Source organism: Firmicutes bacterium HGW-Firmicutes-1 (genome assembly GCA_002841625.1).
Lineage (GTDB): Bacteria > Bacillota > Clostridia > Lachnospirales > Vallitaleaceae > HGW-1.
The window spans coordinates 100,111-124,865 of the sequence record PHAG01000007.1; the positions used below are offsets into that span (position 1 = coordinate 100,111).

General features: G+C 33.5%; 22 protein-coding genes. 16 read left to right on the top strand and 6 right to left on the bottom strand.

The window, feature by feature from the left end:
* Positions 1–154: 154 nt before the first annotated feature.
* The 5 genes from CVU84_09230 (at position 155) to CVU84_09250 (ending at position 5,235) form a co-directional block, all read left to right on the top strand.
* A complete protein-coding gene (locus tag CVU84_09230; GenBank protein PKM94688.1) occupies positions 155–583 on the top strand; it encodes a hypothetical protein in 429 nt (142 codons plus the stop codon).
* A gap of 387 nt (positions 584–970) precedes the next feature.
* The gene (locus tag CVU84_09235) at positions 971–2,380 is read left to right on the top strand and encodes an RNA helicase (protein PKM94784.1); all 1,410 of its coding nucleotides are present in this window, start codon (positions 971–973) and stop codon (positions 2,378–2,380) included.
* Positions 2,381–2,673: 293 nt separating this feature from the next.
* Entirely contained in the window at positions 2,674–3,543 is an 870-nt protein-coding gene (locus CVU84_09240; GenBank protein PKM94689.1) for a radical SAM protein, read from the top strand.
* 87 nt (positions 3,544–3,630) lie between these two features.
* Entirely contained in the window at positions 3,631–4,326 is a 696-nt protein-coding gene (locus CVU84_09245; protein PKM94785.1) for a PadR family transcriptional regulator, read from the top strand.
* A gap of 117 nt (positions 4,327–4,443) precedes the next feature.
* Positions 4,444–5,235 (top strand): flavodoxin family protein, encoded by a 792-nt coding sequence (locus CVU84_09250; protein ID PKM94690.1) that lies wholly within the window; start codon positions 4,444–4,446, stop codon positions 5,233–5,235.
* 17 nt (positions 5,236–5,252) lie between these two features.
* Here the strand turns inward: CVU84_09250 and CVU84_09255 are convergent, their stop codons facing one another.
* From CVU84_09255 to CVU84_09270, 4 genes are all read right to left on the bottom strand, one after another.
* A complete protein-coding gene (locus tag CVU84_09255; GenBank protein PKM94691.1) occupies positions 5,253–5,699 on the bottom strand; it encodes a hypothetical protein in 447 nt (148 codons plus the stop codon).
* Positions 5,699–6,058, bottom strand: a complete 360-nt coding sequence (locus CVU84_09260; GenBank protein ID PKM94692.1) for a hypothetical protein — start codon at positions 6,056–6,058, stop codon at positions 5,699–5,701. Before CVU84_09260 ends, CVU84_09255 begins: the two co-directional genes overlap by 1 nt.
* 12 nt (positions 6,059–6,070) lie before the next feature.
* The gene (locus tag CVU84_09265; protein ID PKM94693.1) at positions 6,071–7,471 is read right to left on the bottom strand and encodes a hypothetical protein; all 1,401 of its coding nucleotides are present in this window, start codon (positions 7,469–7,471) and stop codon (positions 6,071–6,073) included.
* A 162-nt stretch (positions 7,472–7,633) separates the two neighbouring features.
* Positions 7,634–8,338, bottom strand: a complete 705-nt coding sequence (locus tag CVU84_09270; GenBank protein ID PKM94694.1) for a hypothetical protein — start codon at positions 8,336–8,338, stop codon at positions 7,634–7,636.
* 232 nt (positions 8,339–8,570) lie between these two features.
* Between CVU84_09270 and CVU84_09275 the strand changes: the two genes are divergently transcribed.
* The 3 genes from CVU84_09275 (at position 8,571) to CVU84_09285 (ending at position 12,644) form a co-directional block, all read left to right on the top strand.
* Entirely contained in the window at positions 8,571–9,692 is a 1,122-nt protein-coding gene (locus tag CVU84_09275) for a spore gernimation protein (GenBank protein ID PKM94695.1), read from the top strand.
* 190 nt (positions 9,693–9,882) lie between these two features.
* Complete coding sequence (locus tag CVU84_09280) at positions 9,883–11,460, top strand: spore germination protein (protein PKM94696.1); 1,578 nt, start codon at positions 9,883–9,885, stop codon at positions 11,458–11,460.
* Positions 11,457–12,644 carry a hypothetical protein gene (locus tag CVU84_09285; GenBank protein PKM94697.1) on the top strand — a complete coding sequence of 396 codons (1,188 nt, stop codon included), beginning with the start codon at positions 11,457–11,459 and terminating at the stop codon, positions 12,642–12,644. Before CVU84_09280 ends, CVU84_09285 begins: the two co-directional genes overlap by 4 nt.
* A gap of 65 nt (positions 12,645–12,709) precedes the next feature.
* On the opposite strand, the gene CVU84_09290 is transcribed toward CVU84_09285, so the two are convergent.
* Complete coding sequence (locus CVU84_09290; GenBank protein ID PKM94698.1) at positions 12,710–13,564, bottom strand: hypothetical protein; 855 nt, start codon at positions 13,562–13,564, stop codon at positions 12,710–12,712.
* A 179-nt stretch (positions 13,565–13,743) separates the two neighbouring features.
* Between CVU84_09290 and CVU84_09295 the strand changes: the two genes are divergently transcribed.
* A complete protein-coding gene (locus CVU84_09295; protein ID PKM94699.1) occupies positions 13,744–14,433 on the top strand; it encodes a DNA-binding response regulator in 690 nt (229 codons plus the stop codon).
* A gap of 106 nt (positions 14,434–14,539) precedes the next feature.
* Here the strand turns inward: CVU84_09295 and CVU84_09300 are convergent, their stop codons facing one another.
* Positions 14,540–15,199 (bottom strand): hypothetical protein, encoded by a 660-nt coding sequence (locus tag CVU84_09300; GenBank protein PKM94700.1) that lies wholly within the window; start codon positions 15,197–15,199, stop codon positions 14,540–14,542.
* A gap of 377 nt (positions 15,200–15,576) precedes the next feature.
* Here CVU84_09300 and CVU84_09305 point away from each other — a divergent pair, with 377 nt between their 5' ends.
* From CVU84_09305 to CVU84_09335, 7 genes are all read left to right on the top strand, one after another.
* A complete protein-coding gene (locus CVU84_09305) occupies positions 15,577–16,317 on the top strand; it encodes a hypothetical protein (GenBank protein ID PKM94701.1) in 741 nt (246 codons plus the stop codon).
* Between the two features lie 24 nt (positions 16,318–16,341).
* Positions 16,342–18,039: a VWA domain-containing protein gene (locus CVU84_09310; protein ID PKM94702.1), complete on the top strand. Its 1,698-nt coding sequence runs from the start codon at positions 16,342–16,344 to the stop codon at positions 18,037–18,039.
* Positions 18,040–18,097: 58 nt separating this feature from the next.
* Positions 18,098–19,240, top strand: coding sequence for a toxic anion resistance protein (locus CVU84_09315; protein PKM94703.1), 1,143 nt, complete (start codon positions 18,098–18,100; stop codon positions 19,238–19,240).
* Positions 19,241–19,803: 563 nt separating this feature from the next.
* The gene (ltrA, locus tag CVU84_09320) at positions 19,804–21,096 is read left to right on the top strand and encodes a group II intron reverse transcriptase/maturase (GenBank protein ID PKM94704.1); all 1,293 of its coding nucleotides are present in this window, start codon (positions 19,804–19,806) and stop codon (positions 21,094–21,096) included.
* 236 nt (positions 21,097–21,332) lie between these two features.
* On the top strand, positions 21,333–21,824 hold the full coding sequence (locus CVU84_09325) for a rubrerythrin (GenBank protein ID PKM94705.1): 492 nt from the start codon (positions 21,333–21,335) through the stop codon (positions 21,822–21,824).
* Positions 21,825–22,065: 241 nt separating this feature from the next.
* Positions 22,066–23,415, top strand: a complete 1,350-nt coding sequence (locus CVU84_09330; protein PKM94706.1) for a histidine kinase — start codon at positions 22,066–22,068, stop codon at positions 23,413–23,415.
* On the top strand, positions 23,416–24,417 hold the full coding sequence (locus CVU84_09335) for a hypothetical protein (protein ID PKM94707.1): 1,002 nt from the start codon (positions 23,416–23,418) through the stop codon (positions 24,415–24,417).
* Positions 24,418–24,755: the final 338 nt, after the last annotated feature.

Consider the following 24,755-nt stretch of genomic DNA (forward strand, 5'->3'; position numbering starts at 1 on the left):
CCTACACAGACTTAAGTAATGTGTGATATTATAATTGTATAACAATATGGGAAGAATTATAAAACACACCTTATCTATTTCTTTAATGGTTTTAACAACATTTGGAATAGGATATTGACGAAGTTAAAAAAATTATTACTAAGGAGTGAAGAGAATGGCTATACAAGTATATATTAATTTTAATGGAAACTGTCGTGAAGCTGTAGAATTTTATGCTGAGGTGTTTAAAACAGAAAAGCCACAATTTATGTTGTTCGGAGATACACCACCAGACCCTGACTTTACAATAATCGAAGAAGCTAAAAATCTAATTATGCACACAGAACTTAACGTTGAAGGAAGCACGATTATGTTTTCCGACACTCCCCCAGACATGCCTTATGTTCAAGGGAACAACATAAGCTTAACAATTGTAAGTAAGGACATGGATAATATCAAAAATATGTTTAATCAACTTAAGGTCGATGGAACTATCATCATGGAGCTTCAAGAAACCTTCTGGAGCAAATGCTATGGATTTCTAATTGATCGATTTGGAATTGGATGGCAGTTTAGCCATGATAGTGGTGAAATGGAAGCCTAGTTATAAAAAAAGCAATTACTACTCTAGTAAAATAGAGAAGGATTAATTGCTTTTTTATTTTATTCAAAATACTTAGGAAAGATATTTAATGGTGTAATATTCATTGCTATTATTGCAACGGTCGGGGAAGCGGCTAAGCATGTTTACTATATGTTTAAGAAATAATTACAGGTTTAATGGATTGAGTAGGGTGATTTTACAGTTCAATTGCTTGACCTTTTACAATAAATAGATTAAAATACGCATATGATTGATAAGTTGAATAAATAAAGTATAAATTATTAGGCTAGATAAAATCTAGCCATTTATTTTGAAAAGGAATTGGGTTTATAGCCAGGAAGGTAAAACAATAATATGATAAGCAATTTAGAAAATGAATTTAGTAAGATGTATGGTATAGGTGAAGATATCTGTAAGGCGTTAGATATTCTGGGTTATAATAAGCCTATGGCAGTACAAGATATCGTTATCCCACATATACTTGAGGGAAAAGATTTGATTGTACAATCTCAGACGGGAAGTGGTAAAACTGCAGCCTTTGGTATTCCAATTGCAGAGAAGTTGGAGATTGATGAAAACTTACCACAAGTGCTTGTCCTAACTCCGACTAGGGAGCTAGCAGTTCAGGTATGTGAAGAAATCGCGAGTATTGGTAGATATAAAAAAATACGTTGTCTTCCTATTTATGGTAAGCAACCCATTCATATTCAATTAAGACAATTAAAGCAAAGAGTTCATGTGGCGGTTGGTACGCCAGGACGTGTGGGTGATTTAATAAGCAGAAAAAATCTTTTGTTGGAGCAAATTAAGTATTTGGTTATAGATGAGGCAGATGAACTGCTTAAGAGGGGTTTTCTGGAGGATGTTGAGGCGATTATACAGAGATTACCAAAGGAACGTACAACACTTCTCTTTTCAGCTACTATGCCACCAGAAATAGAAGCAATTTGTTCAGAACATATGATCAGTCCATTACGCATTGAGGTTGAGTCAACACAAGCACCGATTGATCAAATCAAACAAGTTTGGTATGAGGTTGCAGATGATTGGAAGTTTATGCTTTTAACAAAGCTGATGGATGAATTGAAACCAAGAAGTTGCATGATCTTTTGCAATACCCGAAATAAAGCCGACCAATTGGTACAAAAGCTTATTAATGGAAAGTATGATTGTATCGCGCTTCATGGTGGTATGGCTCAAAAGGATCGACTAAGATCTATATCTGCCTTTAAAAATGGAGAAGTAACCTATTTGATAGCTACTGATTTAGCAGCAAGAGGGATACATGTAGATAGTCTTGATTTAGTAGTTAATTATAATGTTCCTAGTGATAATGAAAATTATGTCCACCGTATTGGTCGAACGGGACGTGTCGGTGAAGAGGGACGAGCAATCACATTCGTATCAGTACATGATCAAAAAAAGTGGGATGAAATTCAACATTTTATTGGATACAAGGTTCCACTTGGAGATTCAGAAGTACTGAACAAGAGGGAAAATACGAAATCAACGAAACCAAAAGACAAACCAAAGCCAATTAGAGAAAAGAAAGAGAAACTTCATAAAGATATTACAAGACTTCGCATTAATGCCGGAAAAAATAAAAAAATGCGTGCAGGTGATGTACTTGGTGCTATTAGTAATCTTTCAGGTATTGGATCAGAAGATATCGGAATTATTGACATTCAGGATACGTGCACCTATGTAGAGATTTTTAATAAAAAAGGTCAACTGGTTCAAGAAGGATTGAGTAAAGTTAAGGTCAAGGGTAAAGATGTAACGATTAAGAAGGTATAGTTGGATTTATTCATGCAGCAGCTCCAGAATCGAAAGGGTTCGATTCTGGAGCTGCTGTTTTTTATCCAGTAGGAAAGTTCTACTTTCCACGAAGCATAGAATAAAGCGTTAGATAAGCATAAATGTTACGTAACGAGCTGACAAGCGCTTTGTTATATTGCAAAAGAAAGTGCTGCTAACTGGAGGATTAGAAAATAATAATTATAAAGCGAAGTAATATTGATGTAGTAATTGTAATGTGTTATATTTTTATATAAGTAAAGATAACAGCATGCAGCAGAGGAGGGTGAAGTATGAGCAATCATGTTGAATATATAACAATGAACGTACAGAGCGCACTAAAAGAATTAAAAAGAAAGGTTCCATATGGTTGGGATTTAAACATATACAGAGGTTGTCAGCATGGTTGTGAATATTGCTATGCTATGTATTCCCATGAATATTTAGGAGCAAATAGTTTCTCAGAAGAAATATATGTAAAAGAAAATATTGTAGATGAACTAGAGAAAGAACTAAAAGTTGAGGGGTGGAAAAGAGAGATCGTTAATATTGGGGGTGTTACAGACAGTTATCAGCCAGCAGAAGCAATTTATAAGTTGATGCCAGCAATATTGAGGCTGCTTATTAAGTATAAGACACCAGCAATCATCTCTACGAAGTCCAGCTTGATATTACGAGATTTTGATTTAATAGATGAGTTGTCAAGGTTAACTTACATAAACATTGCAGCTACTATAATAACTTCTGATGAGGAGCTATGTGCTTTGCTTGAACCTGGAGCAGACAGTTGCGTGAATAGATTTAAAGTATTGGAAGAGTTTAGGAAAACGAATGCGAGCATCGGAATGCATGTAATGCCTATTATTCCTTTTGTTACAGATAGCCCAGAGAATTTAGAAAGCATCTACAGTAGTGCAGCAAGTGTAAAGGTTGATTACGTTCTTCCAGGAACCCTTTATTTAAGAGGTGCAACTAGAAAGTGTTTCTTTGAATTTATTGAAAATAAATTGCCTGATCAGCTTAATGATTTGAAAGCTTTATATAAGACTGGAGGAGCTGGAGTTGAGTATAAAAATCAACTTTACAGTACGGTGAATCAGCTTAAAGAAAAGTACGGAATTTCAAGTAGTTATACGAAAGCCATGAGAGATAAAATGAAATAAAAAACATTGACGCTAACCAACATTGGATATATAATAAACATATACAACGTTGGTTAATTTGGAGGAAACAATGTGATAAAAACGTTTATTTTGTATTATTTAAATATTAAGTCAACCCATGGGTATGAGATACAAAAGTATATTCAAGTGAATCAAATGGATAACTGGACTAAAATCCAATCTGGTTCCATTTATTATGCACTTAGCAAGCTTGAAAAGGAGAAAAGTATTGAGCTTTTCAAGGAAGAAAGCATTGGGGCTAAGGTAAGAAAAATTTATAAAATCACTGAACAAGGAAAACAAGAACTAAAAAAAAGCATGAAGGAAGAACTCAACAAAGAAATTTATAATATTGGATCTGATAAATTTATTATTTATCCAATATTAAATGGTCTTGAAAAAGAAGTACTTGTTGAAGAGATCAAGAAGCATATTAAGTCGCTTTATTCAAAGAAAGATTATGTTGGTAAATGGAGAAAAATTAAGATAAATGTGCATTCTCTAAAGGTAGAAGCAATTTGTTTTGAAATGATGTTATCAAGTATAATGTATCAGATAAGTTGGCATGAAGCTCTACTAGAAGAAATTGATTCATGTATTATGGTAAGTAAACAATTATCAGATTTGATTAGACAGGTAGATTTCTCAACGGTTGAAGATATAGACGAAACAATTCTATCGAATACAAAAGCGAGTGTTGATAAACTGAGAGAAGAAATTCTTGCAAATCCTGAAGCTGCAGCTCAAAAGCTAGAAGAGCTTATTAAAATGCTGAACAAATAAGGCTAAAGAATAAGATTGAAAAATAAAGATAACGCCTATCTAACTAGATAGGCAAATTTTACCCCCAACATATCCAACGTTGGATATGTTGGGCCATAATTAAAGGAGAATTAGAAAATGAAAGTATTGGTATTAATGGGAAGTCCACGTAAAAAAGATGGGTATCATATTTGTGAACAAATGAAAGATCAGTTGAACCAAAATGAAAAGGTAGAATTCGAATATGTTTTTTTGAAGGCGCTTAATGTTGAAGAATGTAGAGGCTGTGATCAATGTTTTCAAAAGGGAGAAGCTTATTGCCCTATGCAAGACGATATAAAACAGCTAAAAGAAAAGCTTGTTCATGCGGACGGAATCATATTTGTATCTCCTGTATATGCGTATCAAGTAACGGGTACCTTTAAAAAGGTAATTGATAGATTGGCATATTTATTCCATAGACCTGAACTTGTTGGGAAACCCGCATTAACTGTTGTGACAACAGGTGGAGGTGGAAGCAAAGCGGTAACGAAATATCTCAAAATGACGGCATGTGGATGGGGATGCAATTTAGTGGGCAAAATTGAAGTAATTTCTTCGATGTACTTTGAAGATAATGAGAAGAATTCTTTTTATAGACTTAAATATTATTACAAGTCTACCCAAAAAATAAATACTGCCACCATGAAATTTCTTGCAACCATAAAAAGCAACACATTACCATCTCCAAGCTTTTACAATATCTACATGTTTAATGGCTTGAAAAGCAAAACATTGACCTCTCAGGCGGATTATAAGTTTTGGGAGAGTAGAGGTTGGTTAGAAGCAAATTATTATTATGAAGGCAAGCTTAACCCTCTTAAGAGGCTATTTGGATATTTCCTAGATTGTCTAATAAAGTCAGTGTGGAAGAATATGCTAAAAGAATAGAAAACGCAATGTGATTTTTACAAGGTATCAAATAAATCATCAAGGAGCTGGTTATACTCGGTCAGTTGATGAATTCGTGTGGTTTGGATTTTTATGATCTCATTATAAAGTATGAATAAAGCATCAAAATCCTTCACTTGTCTAGCAATCAATATATCATCAGTATATGCGTTAATTTGACCTAGAGTAGCCTTCATAGCTTCTTGTTGATCTGTTATTAAAACAGCATAGTTTTTCAATGTTTCTAATTGTTCAGTTGATATTTCAACGTTATTATCGGATAGAAGTTGGATTTTTTCCTTGATTAGCATTGTATTATCTCGCACATCGTTCGCTAGCGTTTTGATCGTAGCTTTATTCTCTCCAACCACTTTTGCTGCTGAAAAAGGACTTGTTCTCTCTTGCGCATAGGAGGAAGAAACGAACAGGATAATCAGAATTAAAAATATGAGTAATTTTTTCATTATTTGACACCTCCTTCTTTTATAATATTGTCGTCGGATAACGTATCTTCTTCTAATTCCTCGAGATTGCCTAAGGTGACATCTAGCAAATAATCTATTTCATAAAGAATTAAAGTTCTTTCGCTTATTTCAGCCAAATCTTTTGATTTAGCAATGATAATGGAGTCTTGTGAGCTAGTATTGCTGGTTATTTGAGCTTCAATCAGTGGTTCTTCGTCTTCAAAGTAAGGTGAATCTTCAGCGAGTTCATTAGGTAATGCTCCATCAACCACTACTAATTTAGTAACCTTTCTATCTTGACAGCCGGATAGCAATAGCAATAACATAAATAGTGTAGCAACAATAAGCCGGTTTCTCATTTTTTATCTCCTTTATAAGGGGAACCACATGGTTACAGTCGTTCCTTTTTTTAGCTCACTTGAGATTTCTATCTTTCCTTTATGAAGCTCAATTAATTTCTTCACTATACTTAAACCAAGTCCACTGCCTTCAAAGGGTTCAGAGATATTTCTGACACGGTAATATTTTTGAAAAACCTTCTCTAAATAAACTTTTTTAATGCCAATACCATTATCTTTAACTTGTAGACAGAGCGAATCCTCTTTTACAAAACAATAAATATTAATATTTACTGAGTGATTAGAGTACTTAATGGAATTACTAATTAAGTTTGAAAGTACTTGTCTTATTTTGTTTTCATCAGCATAAATAGTTATATTTTGTTCGCAACTAAGCGTAAATTCAATGTTCTTTTTAATATTGACGCTTGATAGCTTGATGATGTCTTCAAGTAAAGGCCTGAGCTTAAAAATGGTTGGTTCAAGGTAGATTTCTAAATCTTTATTGCTCGTTTTTGTCACAATATCTTTTGTGAGTTGGGTGAGTCGATGGGTTTCTTGATAAATGATATCTAAAGCTTCCGTGACTTCGCTCCCATCTATGACGCCATCGTGAATTGCTTCTAAATAGCCAGAAATGACGGTCAGAGGTGTTTTGACTTCATGAGATATCATGCTTATAAAGGCTTTTTTATCACTTTCGATACGGATAAGTTCAGATTTCATATAGTTGAATGCATCGGTGAGTTCATTGAGTTCTGAGTAAAGAGAGTTATCAATATCTTCTATGGTCTCGCCATTCGCAATTTTGAGGGCGGAATCTCTAACTAATTTGATGGGTTTAGCAATCTTTTTAGCACTAACAAAGAGTATAACTCCTACTATAATCATTGAAATCAGGGATATGCTTAAAATTATGGTTACCATCACTCGGATATTTCGACTAACGGAGCTAATAGGTGAAAAGATAATGATTGCACCTTTGATTTGGTCTCCTTCTATGAGTGGTCTTCCATAAAAAATCATCCTGGTATCAAAGGTTTCTGTGTATTGACTATTTCTAAATACCTCTTTTCCATTTATAATATCCTTCAAATCCTCATATAAATAATCATCTAAATCTTCATTTGCAAGATCAAGACCTTTTAAGTTTTTTATATTGCCGTTGTCAATGTTCAATATGTAAAGCTTCGATTTAGAAACATAGGCCATTGCATCCATATAATCTTGTAATTTAGTTTCTACAATGAGCCCTTTTTCCCAATTAGAATAAAGGCTTTCTGTTTTCAGAGCCATATCTGCCAAACGTTCTTTTTCTAGTTGATATATATGGTTGGAATAAAGGAAGGAAAGGGCAAGGGATAGCACCACAATCAAGCCGAATAAGATATATAAATTGGTCATGAGTAATTTTGAAAAAATACTTCTATTCAATTGAAGGCCCCCTTATGATTAAGGTCTGAAGTGGTATACTTTTATTATAACAAATAAATGTAAGAAAAGTGTGTGAAATTAATTCTTAATGATTAAAAATTATGAAAGGGTATTAAATAGAGGCCAATTGGCCTCTATTATTTATGTAAATTTATTGCTATATTAGAACAGGGAGTTCATGCAATCTAACTTAAATTGTTCAAATTCATTTTCTTGTAGTAAGTAAGCGTAGAGTTTCTGTATACTTGATGCTGCATCGTTGGTGTCATTGGCTTCAATAGCTGTACGAAGTTCTTCACGAACGACTTTGATTTCAACAGCTTTTGCGTCCCATTCGTAGCTTGTAGCTGAGATGGCATCTTTATAAGCAGCTTTACTGGCTTTAAATTCAACTCGTCTATCTTTTATGTAGGATTTTATGCTTTCTTGAGCTTCTCTATATGTCAATTTACCTTCATTCACTTGTTCGAAAAGATCTTTCTTTAGTACTTCTAATTCCACCTTTGTTTTGTCACTATAAGTTGTTCTTATAGTAGATTGTGTGTCTAAAAATTCTATACGAAGGGCATCTTCATTTTCGATTGCTGTTTTATTGGGGATTACTAAGTCTGGTGAATATTTTTCTACTATTTCTAAATACTCTGCATTTTTTTCTTGTTTTCGATCTGAAAATCTTGAATTAAATGACTCTCTTAAATTAATTGAATTTTTTATGTTTAAGGAACCTTTTAAACTTAGTAAATCTTTTATATTAGTACGTGAATCTTGATTGGTACGTGAAATTTGTTCTTGTTCAGAGGAATAACCATTAAATCGATCATTATCTGTTGCTTTGGTTTTGGGGGCTGCATTAGCGCTAACCACCATTGTTGAAGAGAACATCAGGACCATTGTAAAGACTATAAATACTTTTTTTTCATATGAAATCACTCCTTTTTGATTTGATAAGCCTAGTATAACCCTGAAATCAAGTAAAAATTAGGTATAAATGTATGAAAAGTATGTGAAGTGTTAAACGTATTTTAAGCATAAAGAATAAAATTACATAAATTTGCTAATAGTAGTAATGATAATCTCTTTTTAAGCTGAGGGTAAATTTATGACAACAGTTAACATTAACAAATGGCAACTCTATTGTTTAATGATGTTATTTGAAATAGGCAGTACTACGGTTTTTGGTTTAGGAATAGATGCAAAACAAGATGCATGGATTGCTATTTTAGTAGCCATGTTATTTGGATTTGTATTAGTTCTAATATACAGTGAAATTCAAAACCATTATCGTGATAAAGATTTTGCAGAAATCATATCCACAGTATTTAGTAAATGGCTCTCAATACCGTTGATTTTAATATATGCATTAGAATTCTTTTGGGTTTCAACTTTAAATTTTCGTGAGTTCGGGGAGCTTGTCTCAATGATTTTACTCCCGGCAACCCCCTTATGGGTTATTCTAACCGTTTTTATGCTTACTTCTATATACATTCTTTTTTTAGGAGTAGAGGTATTGGCTAGAATGGGAGAAATTATGTTTCCAATAGTAATCTTTTTCATTCTTAGTATCATTGTTTTTAGTATAATATCAGGAGAAGTAGATTTAACTAGATTACAGCCAGTTCTAGGGAGTGGTCCAATGCCTGTTTTTAAAGCTGCAGTACCTGCCGTAGTAAACTTTCCCTTTGGAGAAATGGTTGTTTTTTTAATGTACTGGAAATACATTAATGATAAAAAAGCTGTAAGAAAAGTTGCACTTTATGTTTCATTAACAATAGGGTTATTATTGTCTAGCATCTTAGCTCTAATGGTTGCTGTTTTAGATGTTGCCTATGTTGTAGGATCAACCATTCCAATATATGAAGTTATTAAGCTAATTAATATTGCTGATATCATAACAAATCTAGATGCAATAGCAACAGTTGTAATGTTTATTGGTGGGTTTTTTAAAATGACCATTCATTTTTTCGGTGGGGTATTGGCTATTAAAGCGTTATTTAATGCAAGGAATGATAAAGGGATTATCATAATATCTGGAATTATTTGGACTGTTTTTTCACTCACCTACTATCCTAATCTTATTTTCCATAGATGGGCAGGCTTGAAGTTATCCATTACTTATTTTTACAGTGGATTTACTGTTTTAGAAATTGTCTGTCCGTTACTTATTTTAGTTGCAATACTTTTGAAAACAAAAATCCAAGAGAAAAAAATGGTAGAGGGTTAATAGGATGAGTGCTAACTTAGATACAACATTAGATTTTCAAACTATTATTGATATAGGCTTTGTTCCAAGTGCTTTAATTATAGGGGGATGGATATGTGCTTTAATCTTAACCCTTGTATGCATTTATTACTCAGTTGTCTATATTTATTATCACACAAGAAAAAAACCTTGAAATAGGAGTTGGATTCTATTGATTAAAATAATTTCAAAAAAACTACCAATAAATAAAGCTATAAAAACAACCAAATTTATTGAAAGTAAAGTAGATAAGAATATCCACCAGAATAAAATTATGTTGGATGATCTAATTGGTAGTAGTGACGATGTAATTATTCGAAAGTTTGAAGTCGAAAACAAGATGTTTATGGTTTGCTATATTAAAGGTATGGCAAATGTTAAAATGATTGATGAAGAGATTATTAGTGCTATTATGGATCCCTTAAACAAGTTGAAGGAAATAAATCCTGAAAATTTGTATCAAATTGTAAAGGATAGCATTATCTGTGTATCTGATTTGAAAGATGTTGAAGCTATGGATGAAGTAGCATTGGCCATTTTAAGTGGTGAATCAGCTCTTTTTATTAATGGATTTGAAACAGCTATAGTGATTAATACAAAGGGTTTTGAAGCAAGAAGTGTTGAAGAGCCTCAAACAGAAACAGTAGTTAGGGGGCCAAGAGAAGGCTTTACTGAAAATATTCTGGTGAATACGGCATTAATTCGTCGCAGATTAAAGAGTCGTGAATTGGTTTTTGAAAAAATGATTTTGGGAAAACAGACGAATACGACAATTGTTATAGCCTATATTAACAATATTGCAAATCCAAAAGTAGTTGAGGAAGTTAAGTTGAGATTAACACGAATAAAAGACCATATTGATGCTATTTTAGAATCTGGATATATTGAGCAATATATTGAAGACAATCCTAGATCCATTTTTCCAACTATAGGAAATAGCGAAAGACCAGATGCTGTTGCAGGTAAATTATTAGAAGGTAAAGTTGCAATAGTGTGTGATTGTACACCATTTGTCTTAATGGTACCATATTTATTTATTGAAAACATACAGCATAGTGAAGATTATTATATTGGTCCATACATTGCCACTTGTTTTAGGTTAATTAGGCTTTTGGCTTATATCATTACCATATCCTTACCCGCATTATATATTGCCGTTACAGTTTTTCATTATGAGATGATTCCAACGATACTTTTTATAACAATGGCAGCAGCGAGAGAGGGAATACCATTACCTTCTTCTGCTGAAGCTTTTTTTATTGTAATTATTTTTGAAATTATTAGAGAAACGGGAACAAGAATGCCTAAGCCTGTAGGACAAGCAATTAGTATAGTTGGTGCATTGGTTCTTGGGCAGGCGGCGGTAGATGCAGGAATTGTTAGTAGTCCTATGATTATAGTAGTAGCAATAACAGGAATAACAACTTTTATAAACCCTTCGCTTGTCAATACTAGTTTTATTCTGAGAGCTTTCTTTATGATCTTGGCTACTGGTCTTGGATTATATGGTATACTCATTGGATTTTTCTTTGTTTTAGCGCATATGTGTTCCTTAAGATCCTTTGGTGTCCCATTCTTTACACCTATAGCACCAATGGTTTTTAAGGAGCTAAAAGATTCTATAATTAGACTGCCATTATGGTCCATGACGACAAGGCCGGAGTCTATTGCCCAGGGGGGGAATAGTAAAAGACAGGCCACAGATTTAAAACCAGGGCCTCCTAAGGAAAGAAAGAAGGGGAAAAAGTGAAATTAAGATATTTTTTAATACCATTTTGTTTGTTTTTTTTAGTTGGTTGTAGTGAATCTCAGCTTAATCGAGTGGGTATAGTTGTAGCGGTAGCAATTGATAAAGATCAAGCTACAGATAAAATAATTTATACTGCCCAGGTCATTAGGCCTGGTTCACTCATCAAAAATTCTAGTAGTAAAGAAGCTGTTATTGAAATGGTTACCTCAGAAGGCACTACAATATTTGAAGCCATTAGAAATAATACCCAAGAATTTGATAGAATTAACTTCTATGCACATACAAAAGTCATTATCTTAAGTGAAGCAGTTGCCAAAGATGGAGCGTTATCTTATCTTGATTTTTTTGTGAGAGGAAAAGAATTAAGAGGGTATACCTTAATATGTGTTGCAAAAGATGTGGAAGCTAGGGAAATAATTGGTGTTAAAGAGGGAATTGATAATATAGGGGCAATTTATTTGATGAACATTATTGAAAATCAGAAATTTCATAACAAATCAATTGCATCAACGGTAATACAATATTATAGAGATGTATTAAAAGAAGGAATAAATCCAACCATGGGGGTATTAGAGTTAGTAGATACAGAAAATTATGCAAACGAGGATAAGCAAACAAATAAATCTCAAGCAGTTAAACTCACAGGGACAGCAGTATTTGATAAAGATGTTCTAGTTGGGTATCTTACTGAGGAAGAAACAAAAGGATATAATTGGATTCATGGTGAAGCAAAAGATGTGGCTATGGTTTTACCTTCTATATTAGAAGAAGGAAGGTTTGTAACGATTGAAATTGAAAAACAAAAATCAAAGATTATTCCTAAAATTAAGGACGGAGATATATCCTTTACTATTGAAGTAGAAGTGAATGCAAGCTTAGTCGAAGAACAAGGTGAAAAGAGCATCATTTATCCGAAAGCAATGCTTGATTATCTTGATGAATTAAAGGTTGGCGCAGAAAAGCAAATTGACGAAGATATCAATATTTCGATGAAAAGAGCACAAAAAGAGCTTGATTCAGATATTTTTGGATTTGGTGTAGCATTAAATAATAAATATCCAAAAAAATGGAAAGAGGTAAAGGATCATTGGGATGATATTTTCCCCTACATTGTTTATGACACAGAGATTAAGGTTAATTTTATTGGCACTGATTTAAAGGAAGGGATATTTGAAATTAAATAACCTAAAAATAGAGGCCAAGTGGCCTCTATTTAGGTTTGAAAACTGTGTTTATGAAAGTTGATATATTAAAACATTGCGTTCATGGTATCTAACTTAAATTGTACTAATTCATTATATTCTATTAAGTAAGTATAGAGTTTCTGAATGCTAACTGCTGCAGTGTTGGCGTCTTCGGCTTCAGTTGCTGTACGCAGGTCTTCTTGAATGGATTTGATTTCAATAGCTTTTGATTCCCATTCGTTGCTTGCAGCTAAAATGGCAACTTTATAAGCAGCTTTACTAGCTTTATAAGTATTCAAACTATCTATCATGAAGGTTTTTATGCTTTGTCTAGCTTCTTCAGTTGTAATTTCTCCTGCTTTAACTTTGGCATAAAGATCTGTCTTTACAACTTCTAATTCAGCCATTGTTTTGTCTCTATAAGTTGTTTTTATAGTAGATCGTGTATTTGATATTGCTACTTTAAGCTCATCTTTATTCTCAAGTGCTGTTTTATAAGAGTTAACTAACTCTGGTGAATATTTTGCTACTGTTTCTAAATACTCTACATTTGTTTCTTTAACTTCTGGATTAGAGCATTTTGAATTACATAAACCTTTTAGGTTGGTACATGTATCGTTTTTATCAATACAGGTATCTTTTGTATTGGTACATGCATCTTTTGTATTAGTACATACCTCTTGTTTATCAGTGCGATAATCTTTTTTGTATGTACGAAGGTCTTGCTTATCGGTACGAAAATCTTTTTCATTTGTGCGAAGGTCTTGTTTATCGATACGAGATTCTTGTTTCTGGTCAAATGAACAATCATTATATTTATCATTATTCGTTGATTTAGTTTTGGGAGATGCATTTGCACTAACCACCATTGTTGATGAGAACATCAGGACCATTGTGAAGATTATTAATAACTTTTTCATATAAATCACTCCTTATTTAATTTGATAAGCCTAGTATAACTTTGAAATTAAGTAAAAAATAGGTATAAATGTATGAAAAGTGTGTTAAATACAATACCTATTCCTTAAACCTTGTGAACTTCTATTATAATAGATATAATAAGGAGACAAGCAATCCTAGAATTAAGGAGGCTAAAAGAGTGAAACATATTTTTGTTGTTGATGATGATAAAGAAATTCGACTTCTCATAAAGAAGTATCTTGAAAAAGAAAGCTTTAAGGTTACTGATTTTTCGGATGCTACCTTAGTTTATTCTGAGATACAAAGACTATCACCTGATTTGATCATATTAGATATTATGATGCCAAGTATTGATGGCATTGAACTCTGTAAGAAGATAAGGAAGGATTACGACTTGCCTATTATTTTTGTTTCTGCTAGAGGAGAAGAAGTGGATCGTATCATTGGTCTTGAAGTGGGCGGGGATGATTATGTAGCGAAACCCTTTAGCCCAAGAGAATTACTTGCAAGAATAAAAAATATATTACGAAGATTAGAAAAGGTGAGTGATCATGGTGAAGAATTAGAAGAGTCTGTTATGATTAGAAATACAACTCTTTCATTTTCCACAAGGCTTGTAGAGATCAATGGAACTGAAATTAGCCTAACTGTAAAAGAATTTGATATTTTAAAGCTCATGATGGAGAATCAAAACAAAGCTTTCAACCGAGATCAGCTCCTTGAAAAAGTTTGGGATTATGATTTTGCTGGGGAAGGTCGAGTCGTTGATGATGTGATAAAGAGGATAAGAAAGAAACTTAATGATGCAGGTAGTGAGATGGAGATTTTGACTGTTTGGGGGTTTGGTTATAAAATTGAAAGCTCATAGAAAGGTAGACTACTTACAAACTAAAAGAAGTCCAACACTGATTAGGTGAGGGGCTTCTTTTGAGTATTACTTCTAATATACATGGTAAGGGTTTATGGTACATCTCTTAGTTTTGCACTCCAACGATCACATCTGGATCTGTCTCAGTTACTGCGATAATTTCAAGATTTAGGCTGGTATGAACTGCAACCAATGCTTCGGCTCTACTAATGGGTGCATTAGGTTTGAAACTGCCATCTGGGTATCCGATCATGATATTTGCTTCAGTTGCAGCAATAACGGCTTGCTTGCTCCAAAGTGCAATAGAAGACGCATCGGTAAAGTAAAGTGTATTCGATATCGCTGTCAGAGATTTGAGACGTTTGATAATGACAGCCCCTTCCTGACGGGATATGTTGCCTTCGGGACGAATACTACCATTTGGATAGCCTATGATATATCCTGCTGTTTGAGCTTTTTCAATAACGGGTACATACCAGGAATTACGTGCCACATCCGTGTATGTAGTCATTGAAGCACTCGTGTAGTTAAAGGCATTGTTTACTAAGGAAAAAAACTCTGCTCGTGTAATTGCTTCGTCGGGCTTGAATGACCCATCAGGATATCCTTTTGTAATTCCAGATTCGAGGGATGACTTTATTGTTTCGCTAGCCCAATGTGACGCATAGTCATTTACCGGAGTTGCACCAAATATTGGTACAATTGCCGAGAAAACGATAAGCAAACAAAGAACCAGTGTTAATGGTCTATAAATTAATTTTTTCATTTTATTCTCCTTAGGTACTTTTATCCCTGTGAATGTAAGCTTAAGTCATACGCTTTAATAAGTTAGGGTTGTGAAATGGAAAAGAAAGGACGCTGTTAATAAATAATGACTGTTGCGCATACTTATCATACCCTAAATAGAATAATATAACAACAAGTATTATTTTATCCTATTTTTATTTTGCTATTTCAACAGTTACGAGAGGTTAAGATTACGCCTGTTTAAGGGGGTATAAAATTGAAAAAAGTAACTGACAGTTTTTTATCAATATGTTAAAATTAAAACTATAGTTGAAAACAGATTAAAGTTATAATTATTTTTAACCGAATGCAGAGGTTTTGTAACATTGACTGAGATAAAGAGGAGAAGGATAAACCGTGGGTACAAAAACAATCATTAAAATTGCAATGTTGAATTTGGCAATCGTTGTGCTTAATATAGTGATTTTCTCAAAAGGGCTTTTAGATATTGAAATAGGAGGGACAAGTGTTTTTGAAACTGCGTTTGGTTTTACGGCTATATTAATGAGTTTCATCATTTTTGTTTTAGGAAACTACAAACTTATATCTGGAAAAAAAGAAATAATTCATGCGATTGAACTCAAAACAGTTGAGGATTGTATAATAGCGCTTAAACAGCAGCATGTAAAAAAAACTTTTTCAAAAGATATTGCTAATATATTAGAACAAATAGAAAGGTTCATGAAAAAGAAAGAAACACTAAAGGATATTCTACTTCAGAAATTTAACATTGGAGAAATGAGTTATTTAAAATTTGAAGGAGCTGTATTAGGTATTCAAGAAGTGTTTTACATAAATATCAAAAGTATATTAAATAAATTAAACGCTTTTGATGAACAAGATTACAATCGTATTCGAAACGATAGTATTCAAAAAAATTTCACAAAAGAATTCATTCAAACTAAGCTTAGCATATATAATGAGTATATTGTATTTGTAAAAGATTCAATTGAAGACAATGAACAAATTTTACTTAAACTTGACAAGCTTCTTTTGGAAATATCTAAGTTTAGCAGTTTGGAAGATGGAGAAATTGAGAAAATGAGTGCAATGATAGAGGTAGATGAACTGATTAACAAGACAAAGCTTTACAAATAAAAAGACACAGGAGTGAGAGCAAATATGAATGAGAAAAACAATTCAATTAAAATGATTATCATTTTGACAGTTATTGCAGTAGTCGTTTTTGGAATTATTTATGGAGGTATTCAGGTAACAAGAAATTTAGGGAAAAGTGAAAAAGTTGTGACAACGGAAAATGCTATGGAAACATTGAAGGATCTTTACAGTGAGATAACCGTAAACACAATAACACCTAGAAAGGTTCCGGTAAGTCTTGAAACCACAAGTTTAGAGGAATCATTGCCGAGTATAGATAAATTTCCAGCACAAGTAGAAAATACAACGGATACTTATATCGAAATATTTTCTTCCACTGAAAAATCGGGTGAAGGAAAAGACGGCTGGTTAAATGACGTTGCAAAAGCCTTTAATGATGCAGCTATAAAAGTGAACGATCAAACGGTTTCTGTAAAAATTAGAGGTATAGCCTCTGGAACGGGAATGGATTATATCGTTTCAGGAAAATATATTCCAGATGCATTTACTCCCTCCAATGAACTATGGGGAGAAATGATGTTATCAAAAGGAACAGACATCACATTGGTTGATGAGAGACTAACCGGAAATGTGCCGGGAGTTCTTTTAACCAAAGCTAAATATGATGAACTTATTGATAAGTATGGTGCAATTAACCTGAAGGTAATCACTGAAGCAGTTGCCAATAATGAAATTGCAATGGGTTATACCAATCCGTTTGCAAGTTCTACAGGACTTAATTTCTTAGTATCTACATTATATACTTTTGACGAAAAGAATCCATTAAGTGAAAAGGCTGTTCAAGGTTTTGAAACATTCCAAACGAACATACCATTTGTGGCATTTACGACTTTGCAAATGAGAGAATCCGCCAAATCTGGTGTTTTGGATGGTTTTATTATGGAATATCAAACGTATCACAATTCACCGGACTTAAAGTCTGATTATATATTCACTCCATTTGGTGTCAGACATGATAGTCCAATGTATGAAATAGGAAACCTTTCTACTGAAAAGAAAGAAATCTTGAGCAAGTTTATTGAATTCTGCAAAATGGAAGAAAGCCAAAAACTAGCCTCGGAGTATGGATTTAATAATCTAAATGAATATAAACCGGAAATAGGTAATATCAACGGAGATACCATTACACAAGCTCAGAAACTATGGAAAGAAAAGAAAAACGGTACGAATGATATTGTTGCAGTATTCGTAGCGGATATATCTGGAAGCATGGAGGGGGAACCCTTGAATAAACTTAAGGAATCTCTTCTAAGTGGTTCACAATTTATCGGAAAAGATAATTCAGTGGGATTTGTTACATTTTCAACGGATGTGAATATTAATCTTCCTATTGGGAAATTTGACCTGAATCAGAGATCATTATTTACAGGAGCTGTAACAGATATGCAGGCAACAGGAAGTACAGCCATGTTTGATGCAATTGTTGTAGCTACAAAAATGCTGATGGATGAAAAAGCCAATAATCCCAATGCAAAACTAATGCTCTTTGTGTTAAGTGATGGTGAAACAAATCAAGGCTACAATTTTAACGATATAGAGAGCATGGTAGAAGTTTTGAAAATACCTGTTTATACAATCGGATATAATGCCAACATAAAAGTATTGCAAAATATTTCAAGTATAAATGAAGCAGCAAGTATTAATGCGGATACAGATGATGTTATTTATAAGCTCCAAAACTTATTCAATGCGCAAATGTAAATAGTTGCTACTAGGTAAAAATATTACTTACCAATAAATGATTAGGAGGGTTATTCATATGAGTTTTTCTATGGAAGTTACAGATACAGAATTAGTTAAAAAAGAGATTGTTGAGCAGGTAAAGCCAGTTCCTGAAGAAATTGCTAAGTTAAAAGAGTTGGCAGATAATAATGTATCAGAAATCATGGCATTAGACATGGATTCATTAGAAAAAAGAAAAGTAGTACTTCAATCAATTGATGAATTTGGACTGGAAACACTTCACAGTTCAGCGAAGAAAAATTCACTACTACAAGTTTCTGTTGGAAGTTTATCTAAAATGGGAGGTGAAGGTGGATCAGTTGCAACTAGCCTTCTTGATTTGCATCATGAAATCAAAGATCTTGATCCCAGCTTAATTGACTTTACAAAAACAGGAATTTTGGGAAAAATTTTCAACCCTTTAAGAGCTTATTTTGAGAAATACGAAAAGGCAGACAGTGTGATTAATGATATTGTGGTATCTTTAGAAAAAGGTAAAACAACCTTGAAAAACGATAACACAACTTTGGAAATTGAAGAAATGTCCATGAGAGATCTTACAAAAAAACTTACAAAAGAAATTGAAATGGGAACAATGATGGACGAAACAATTTCTAAACAAATAGACAACGCTAAAGCTAGCAATGAAGATCCGGAAAAAATCAGATTTATCACTGAAGAGATTTTATTCCCATTGAGACAAAGAATTATGGATATGCAGCAAATGATAGTAGTGAACCAACAAGGAATCATGGCTATTGAAGTCATAAGAAGAAATAATAAAGAACTCATTAGAGGCGTAGAGCGCGCAAAAAATGTAACGATTTCTGCAATGAGAATTGCTGCTATCGTTGCAAGCGCTTTGTATAATCAAAAAATTGTATTAAAAAAGATCGAAATGTTGAATGCAACAACAAATGAATTGATAAGCGGAACCTCTAGGATGTTGAAAGAACAAGGAGCAGAGATTCATAAGCAATCAATGGAAGCCAATATATCTGTGGATACTTTAAAGACAGCTTTTACAGATGTTATTGCAGCTATGGACGCTATAAGTGCATATAAGCAAGAAGCGCTTCCTAAAATGAAGCAAACGATAAGTGAATTTAAAGAACTAGCTGAAATTGGTGAGCAACAAATACAAAGATTAGAGAAGGGAAGCCGACTTTCTATATCTTAGTAGATAATCTGTCTCACAATTAAAACTAATATTCTCAAGCTCACAACACTTCTTTATGGGAGTGTTGTTTTGTGTTCGCCCAGCATGGGCGAACTCTTGCGGGTGAAAGTCCCGAGTGTGCCTTTGTAGTAGGAAGCACATAGCCAAGAACAAGGGTGTCCACCGTGAGGTGGAATCTGAAGGAAGTTGGAGGCAAACCTCTGGTCTGACGGACAGAAATCACATATAAGGCAGTTCATAATGGATAAGGTTGCACAACAAACTGAAGTCCGATACTACTGGAATAATTATGAAGTGTAAATGTGGCAGATAGATGGAGGGAAAGAGTTCGTTCTTAACTGGGGAGATCTTATCTCCTACACCAAAGGCTTGCAGTGATGTAAGAATGGGAAATGAGAAGTCAGCAGAAGCCATAGTAGTGATGAAGCCTATGGAAACTTAGGAATAGCGAAGGGCTGAACAATCTTATCAGTTACTAAAATCGTGATTGCGTATCAATGCAACATCAGGTGCTTTAACACTCTATCGAAAGATAAGGCGATGGCAGAGATACCACGAGAAGAATGGAGGTAGCGAATGTGAAAACTGAAAATCTTTTGGAGCAGATACTGAGTTCGGAAAATCTGAATGAAGCATATCTGCAAGTCAAACGAAATAAGGGAGCAGAGGGAGTTGACGGAATGAAAGTCGATGAACTTAAGGAGCATCTTAGAACGAATGGCGAGAACATTAAGGAACAAATAAGGGAAAGAAGGTACCACCCTGAACCTGTAAGGCGAGTTGAAATACCAAAGCCTGATGGTGGGGTAAGAAACTTAGGAGTTCCAACAGTAACAGACCGATTCATCCAACAAGCAATAGCACAGGTGCTGACACCAATCTATGAGGAACAATTCCACGACAACAGCTATGGATTTAGACCTAAAAGATGTGCAGAAATGGCAATCATCAAAAGCCTTGAAGTGATGAATGATGGCAATACGTGGGTAGTTGATATTGACCTGGAGAAATTCTTTGACAATGTAAACCACGATAAGCTGATGAATCTCATAGCAAGGACGATTAAAGATGGAGATGCCATTTCAATCATCAGAAGATTTTTGGTAAGTGGAGTAATGATTGATGATGAATACAAAGAGACCATTATTGGTACACCACAAGGTGGGAATTTATCACCACTCTTAAGCAATATAATGCTTAATGAACTTGACAAGGAACTTGAAGGAAGAGGACTTAGCTTTGTGAGGTATGCAGATGACTGTATTATTCTTTTGAAAAGCGAGAAAGCAGCCAACAGAGTCATGTCAAGCATAACGAAATTTATTGAAGAGAAGTTGGGATTGAAGGTCAATGTAAGTAAAAGTAAAGTGGATAGACCCAATGGCATAAAGTACCTAGGATTTGGATTCTACTGGGACACATTTAGTCATCAGTTTAAAGCAAAACCACACCAAAAGTCTGTAGAGAAGTTAAAAGAGAAACTTAAACGGCTCACATCGAGAAGTTGGGGTGTTAGTACGGCATACAGAATGGTGAAGTTGAAGCAATTGATAATTGGATGGGTGAACTATTTTAAAATCGGTAGCATGAAGAAAATGTGTACTGAACTAGATGCACACATAAGATTTCGATTAAGAATGTGTATATGGAAGCAATGGAAAAAGGTTAAAACGAAGTACAAGAATCTTATGTTACTTGGCATCCCGAAGCAGAAGGCTTGGGAGTGGGCAAATTCTAGAAAAGGCTATGCGAGAATAGGTAGTTCATGGATTCTGCATAGAGCGATTACCAACGAAAGATTAAAGAAATTTGGCCTAGTATTGCTACTAGACCAGTATCAGTTAGTTCACATTTAGTTATAAGATTGAACCGCCGTATACGGAACCGTACGTACGGTGGTGTGAGAGGACGGAAATTTCTCATTCAGAGAAATTTCCTCCTACTCGATTTAAAACTTGGCACATTAGTGTTTAAAGAGTTTATTTATAATGCTGATATTAAGGGTATATTTTATGCAATAAAAAGAAAACAACTTATCCTAAATATGTTAATATAAAGAATAAGGTATAAAAAAAATAAGGATGGTGTTAATATGCTAAACGAAGAACTAGAACTTATCAAACAAGCTATTGTCAATGAGGTTGAAGGATATGAATTTTATCGTATGGCTGCCAATCAATCCGCAAGTATAGGAAGTAAAGAAGCATTGTTATTACTAGCAGAGGAGGAATTAAAACATGTTGAATACTTAAAGCTGCTTTTTGATAAAATGAAAAATGGAGCAGCTGAGGATTATAAACTCGCATTTTTATCGGATCCTCCTTCTCCCAATATTTACAATTGGAATAAGGTGGAGAAAGAATCAATTGGTTTGGCAATGTCTGTTTTTAGTGTTGGGATGCAAATGGAAAGAGATGCCATAGCATTTTATGAAAATGCAAGAGAAAATACTTCAATGGTAGAAGCTAAAAAGTTATTCTCACTCTTAATTGGTTGGGAAAAAATTCATTATGAGCAGTTTTCTCTGCAATATCAGATCTATAAAGTTGAGTGGTGGTTAGAGCAAGGGTTTAGTCCTTATTAGAGGAGCAGAGTTTATAGTTGTAAAAATAAATGAAAGAAAAAATTGATATAGCAAGTTTCACGTTGATTCAAACGATTGCTATTAGAAAAAAACTGTGATATTATAATATAACAATTAGCATCGGACTTGTAATGAAATTCAACTAATAGTGGATTAAAAAATGCGAAAATTTAAGACACGAAGACGTATTGTAAGAATAATATTAAGAGATTATTCAGTTTTTTGAAATGGAGGTAAGATAATGCCATCAGGGATAAAAAAAGACTACAAGCAGACACATCAACTCAAGACAGATGAATTAGTTGAAGATTTAGATAATGAAAATATAATAGGCAATGATGAAGGCTATAATGAGAGGTTTGAGTTAAAAGAACTTATAGACTTAAAATTGTTTAACGACATTCAAGAAGGGTTATCCAAGGTTACAGGATTGGCATTTGTTACTGTTGATTATAAAGGAGAACCCTTAACAAAAAGAACTAGTTTTTCTGAGTATTGTCGTGCACGTAGAAAAATTGATACGTATAAAAAAGCGTGCTATTTATCAGACGCTCACGGAGGATTGGAAGCTGCGATTAGAGGCAAACCATATATATATCGTTGCCCGGGTGGCTTAATCGATTTCGCGGTGCCTATTGTTGTGAAAGGTCAATATTTAGGAGCTGTTTTATGTGGACAAGCGAGAAGTAGTGAAAGTGACCGATTTGATGATATCAATGAATTTATCAAGGCAGATCCAAAGTGGAAAGAAAATCCTGAGTTATTAGCAATGTATGAGAAAACACTAGAGATTGATTATGAAAAAATAGTATCGGTTGCAGATTTGGTGCATTTAGTCATAAATCAATTGGTTGAAAAAGAAGCGATTAACATTATTCAGGAAGAATTGAACCGACAAAGTTTACAGCTAGCGGTCGAAAAAAGAGCACGTTTAGAAATTGAAAAGGAATTGAAGGATGCGGAGCTTAAAACACTTAAGGCACAAATGAATCCTCATTTTATGTTTAATGTATTAAGTTCTATTAGTAACCTTGCCTTGGTAGAAGGTGCTAAGCAAACTGAAGAAATGTCCTATTTGTTCTCCTACTTACTTAGATACAACATTGAAAACGGTGACAAAGAAGTGTTTTTAAAAGAAGACTTAGAAAATATTGAAAGATATTTAAAGGTTCAAAAAATTCGCTTTGGTGATAAATTGAATTATGAAATTATAATATCAGAGGAAATAGATACACAAAAAATACCACCATTTGTAATACAAACCTTTATTGAAAATGCTGTAAATCATGGTATTGTTCCTAAAGAAGGACCGGGAACTGTTATTGTAGAAGTATTTTTAGAAAATGGAGATGTGGTTATTAAAGTTGAAGATGACGGTGTGGGGATGTCAAAAAGAGCATTGCGCAAAATATTTTTGCTAAACCAAGAAAATTACGAAGGAAATTCTTTGGGAATTGGTATTCAAAACACAAGAAAACGTTTGATGAATAATTTTGGTGACGCATATGACATAGAGATTATCAGCAGAGAAGATGTTGGAACATCAGTAATAATTAAGATTCCAGAACATTTTGAAGAAAGGGTTAGCTAAATGCATAAAGTACTCATAGTAGATGATGAATATTTAATGAGAAAAGCACTGCGTATTGTTATTTCAGAAACAGAAGGTTTTCAAATTGTAGGAGAAGCAGAAAGTGGCTTACAGGCACTTAAACTTTCTGAAGAGTTGGTACCAGATATTATTTTTATGGATATTAAAATTCCAACAATTAATGGATTAGAGGTCAGCCAAGTTATTAAGAAAAGAGCACCAAATACATCAATTATTGTACTAACAGCCCATAGTGATTTTCAGTATGCTCAAACCGCAATTCAAATTGGTATAGATGAGTACTTATTAAAGCCATGTTCATTTGAAAAAATAAGAGAACTATTAAACAAATATAAGCAGAATCATGTAACAAAAAGTTCTCATTCAGCAGAGCTAATAAAACATTTATCAGAAAAAGATTTTGAAAAAACATATGAAAAGATCAATAAGGTTGTAGGTTATATTTTTAAACAAACGCAAGACCCAAATTTGATTTATAGAGAACTTAAGGAAATGCTTGCTCAATGTTTAGATTTAATTGCTTGTATGGATAAAGATTATAGAGATTCCTATGAAAAAAAATTCCAAATCAATGAAGCCATATGTAAAGACGTTGTATTAGCAGAATTTTGGGTATTTGATTTACTAGATGAAGTTTTCAAGCAAAGGAGTATTCAAAATTATCCTCAATTGATTAAAGTATTTACCTATCTTGAGAATAATATAAAAAAGGATGTAAGTCTCCAATCAGCGGCAACCTATTCAGAACTTAGTCTTAGCTATTTAAGTAGATTGTTCAAAAAGGAATTCGGGATAAATTTCACAAATTATATTAGTATTAAAAAGGTAAGAAAATCCAAGAAATTATTAAAAGAAAGTGATATCGGTATAGCAGATGTAGCGTTTGAATTTGGGTATAATGAATCAAGCTATTTTTGCAAGGTATTTAAAGGAATTGAAGGAATTACGCCTACTCAGTACAGAGAAAACCTTAAGAAATAATAGTAGGTACAATTCGAAATATGATGAAAGCAACCAGTAGAGAGCATTTATATCTCAAATATAGATGTTCTTTTTTTTGTCCTATTTTAGCAGGAATGAAATGGTGAATAATCGAGGAAGGACAAAAAAGTATAACTGATTAAGCGGTTTTACAATGGCTTATTTTAATTGTGAGCAAAATAGTATAACCATGGTTTAAGATTACTGAAAAAGAAATTGGAAACCCCAAGTTCACAAGAAGAATTTAACTATTTACAGGTTAAAAGTGACAATAATTAAGTGTTGTTATCGATGAGGTTGGTAATATTTCTTAACGTAACAATAGGACACGTGTAAAA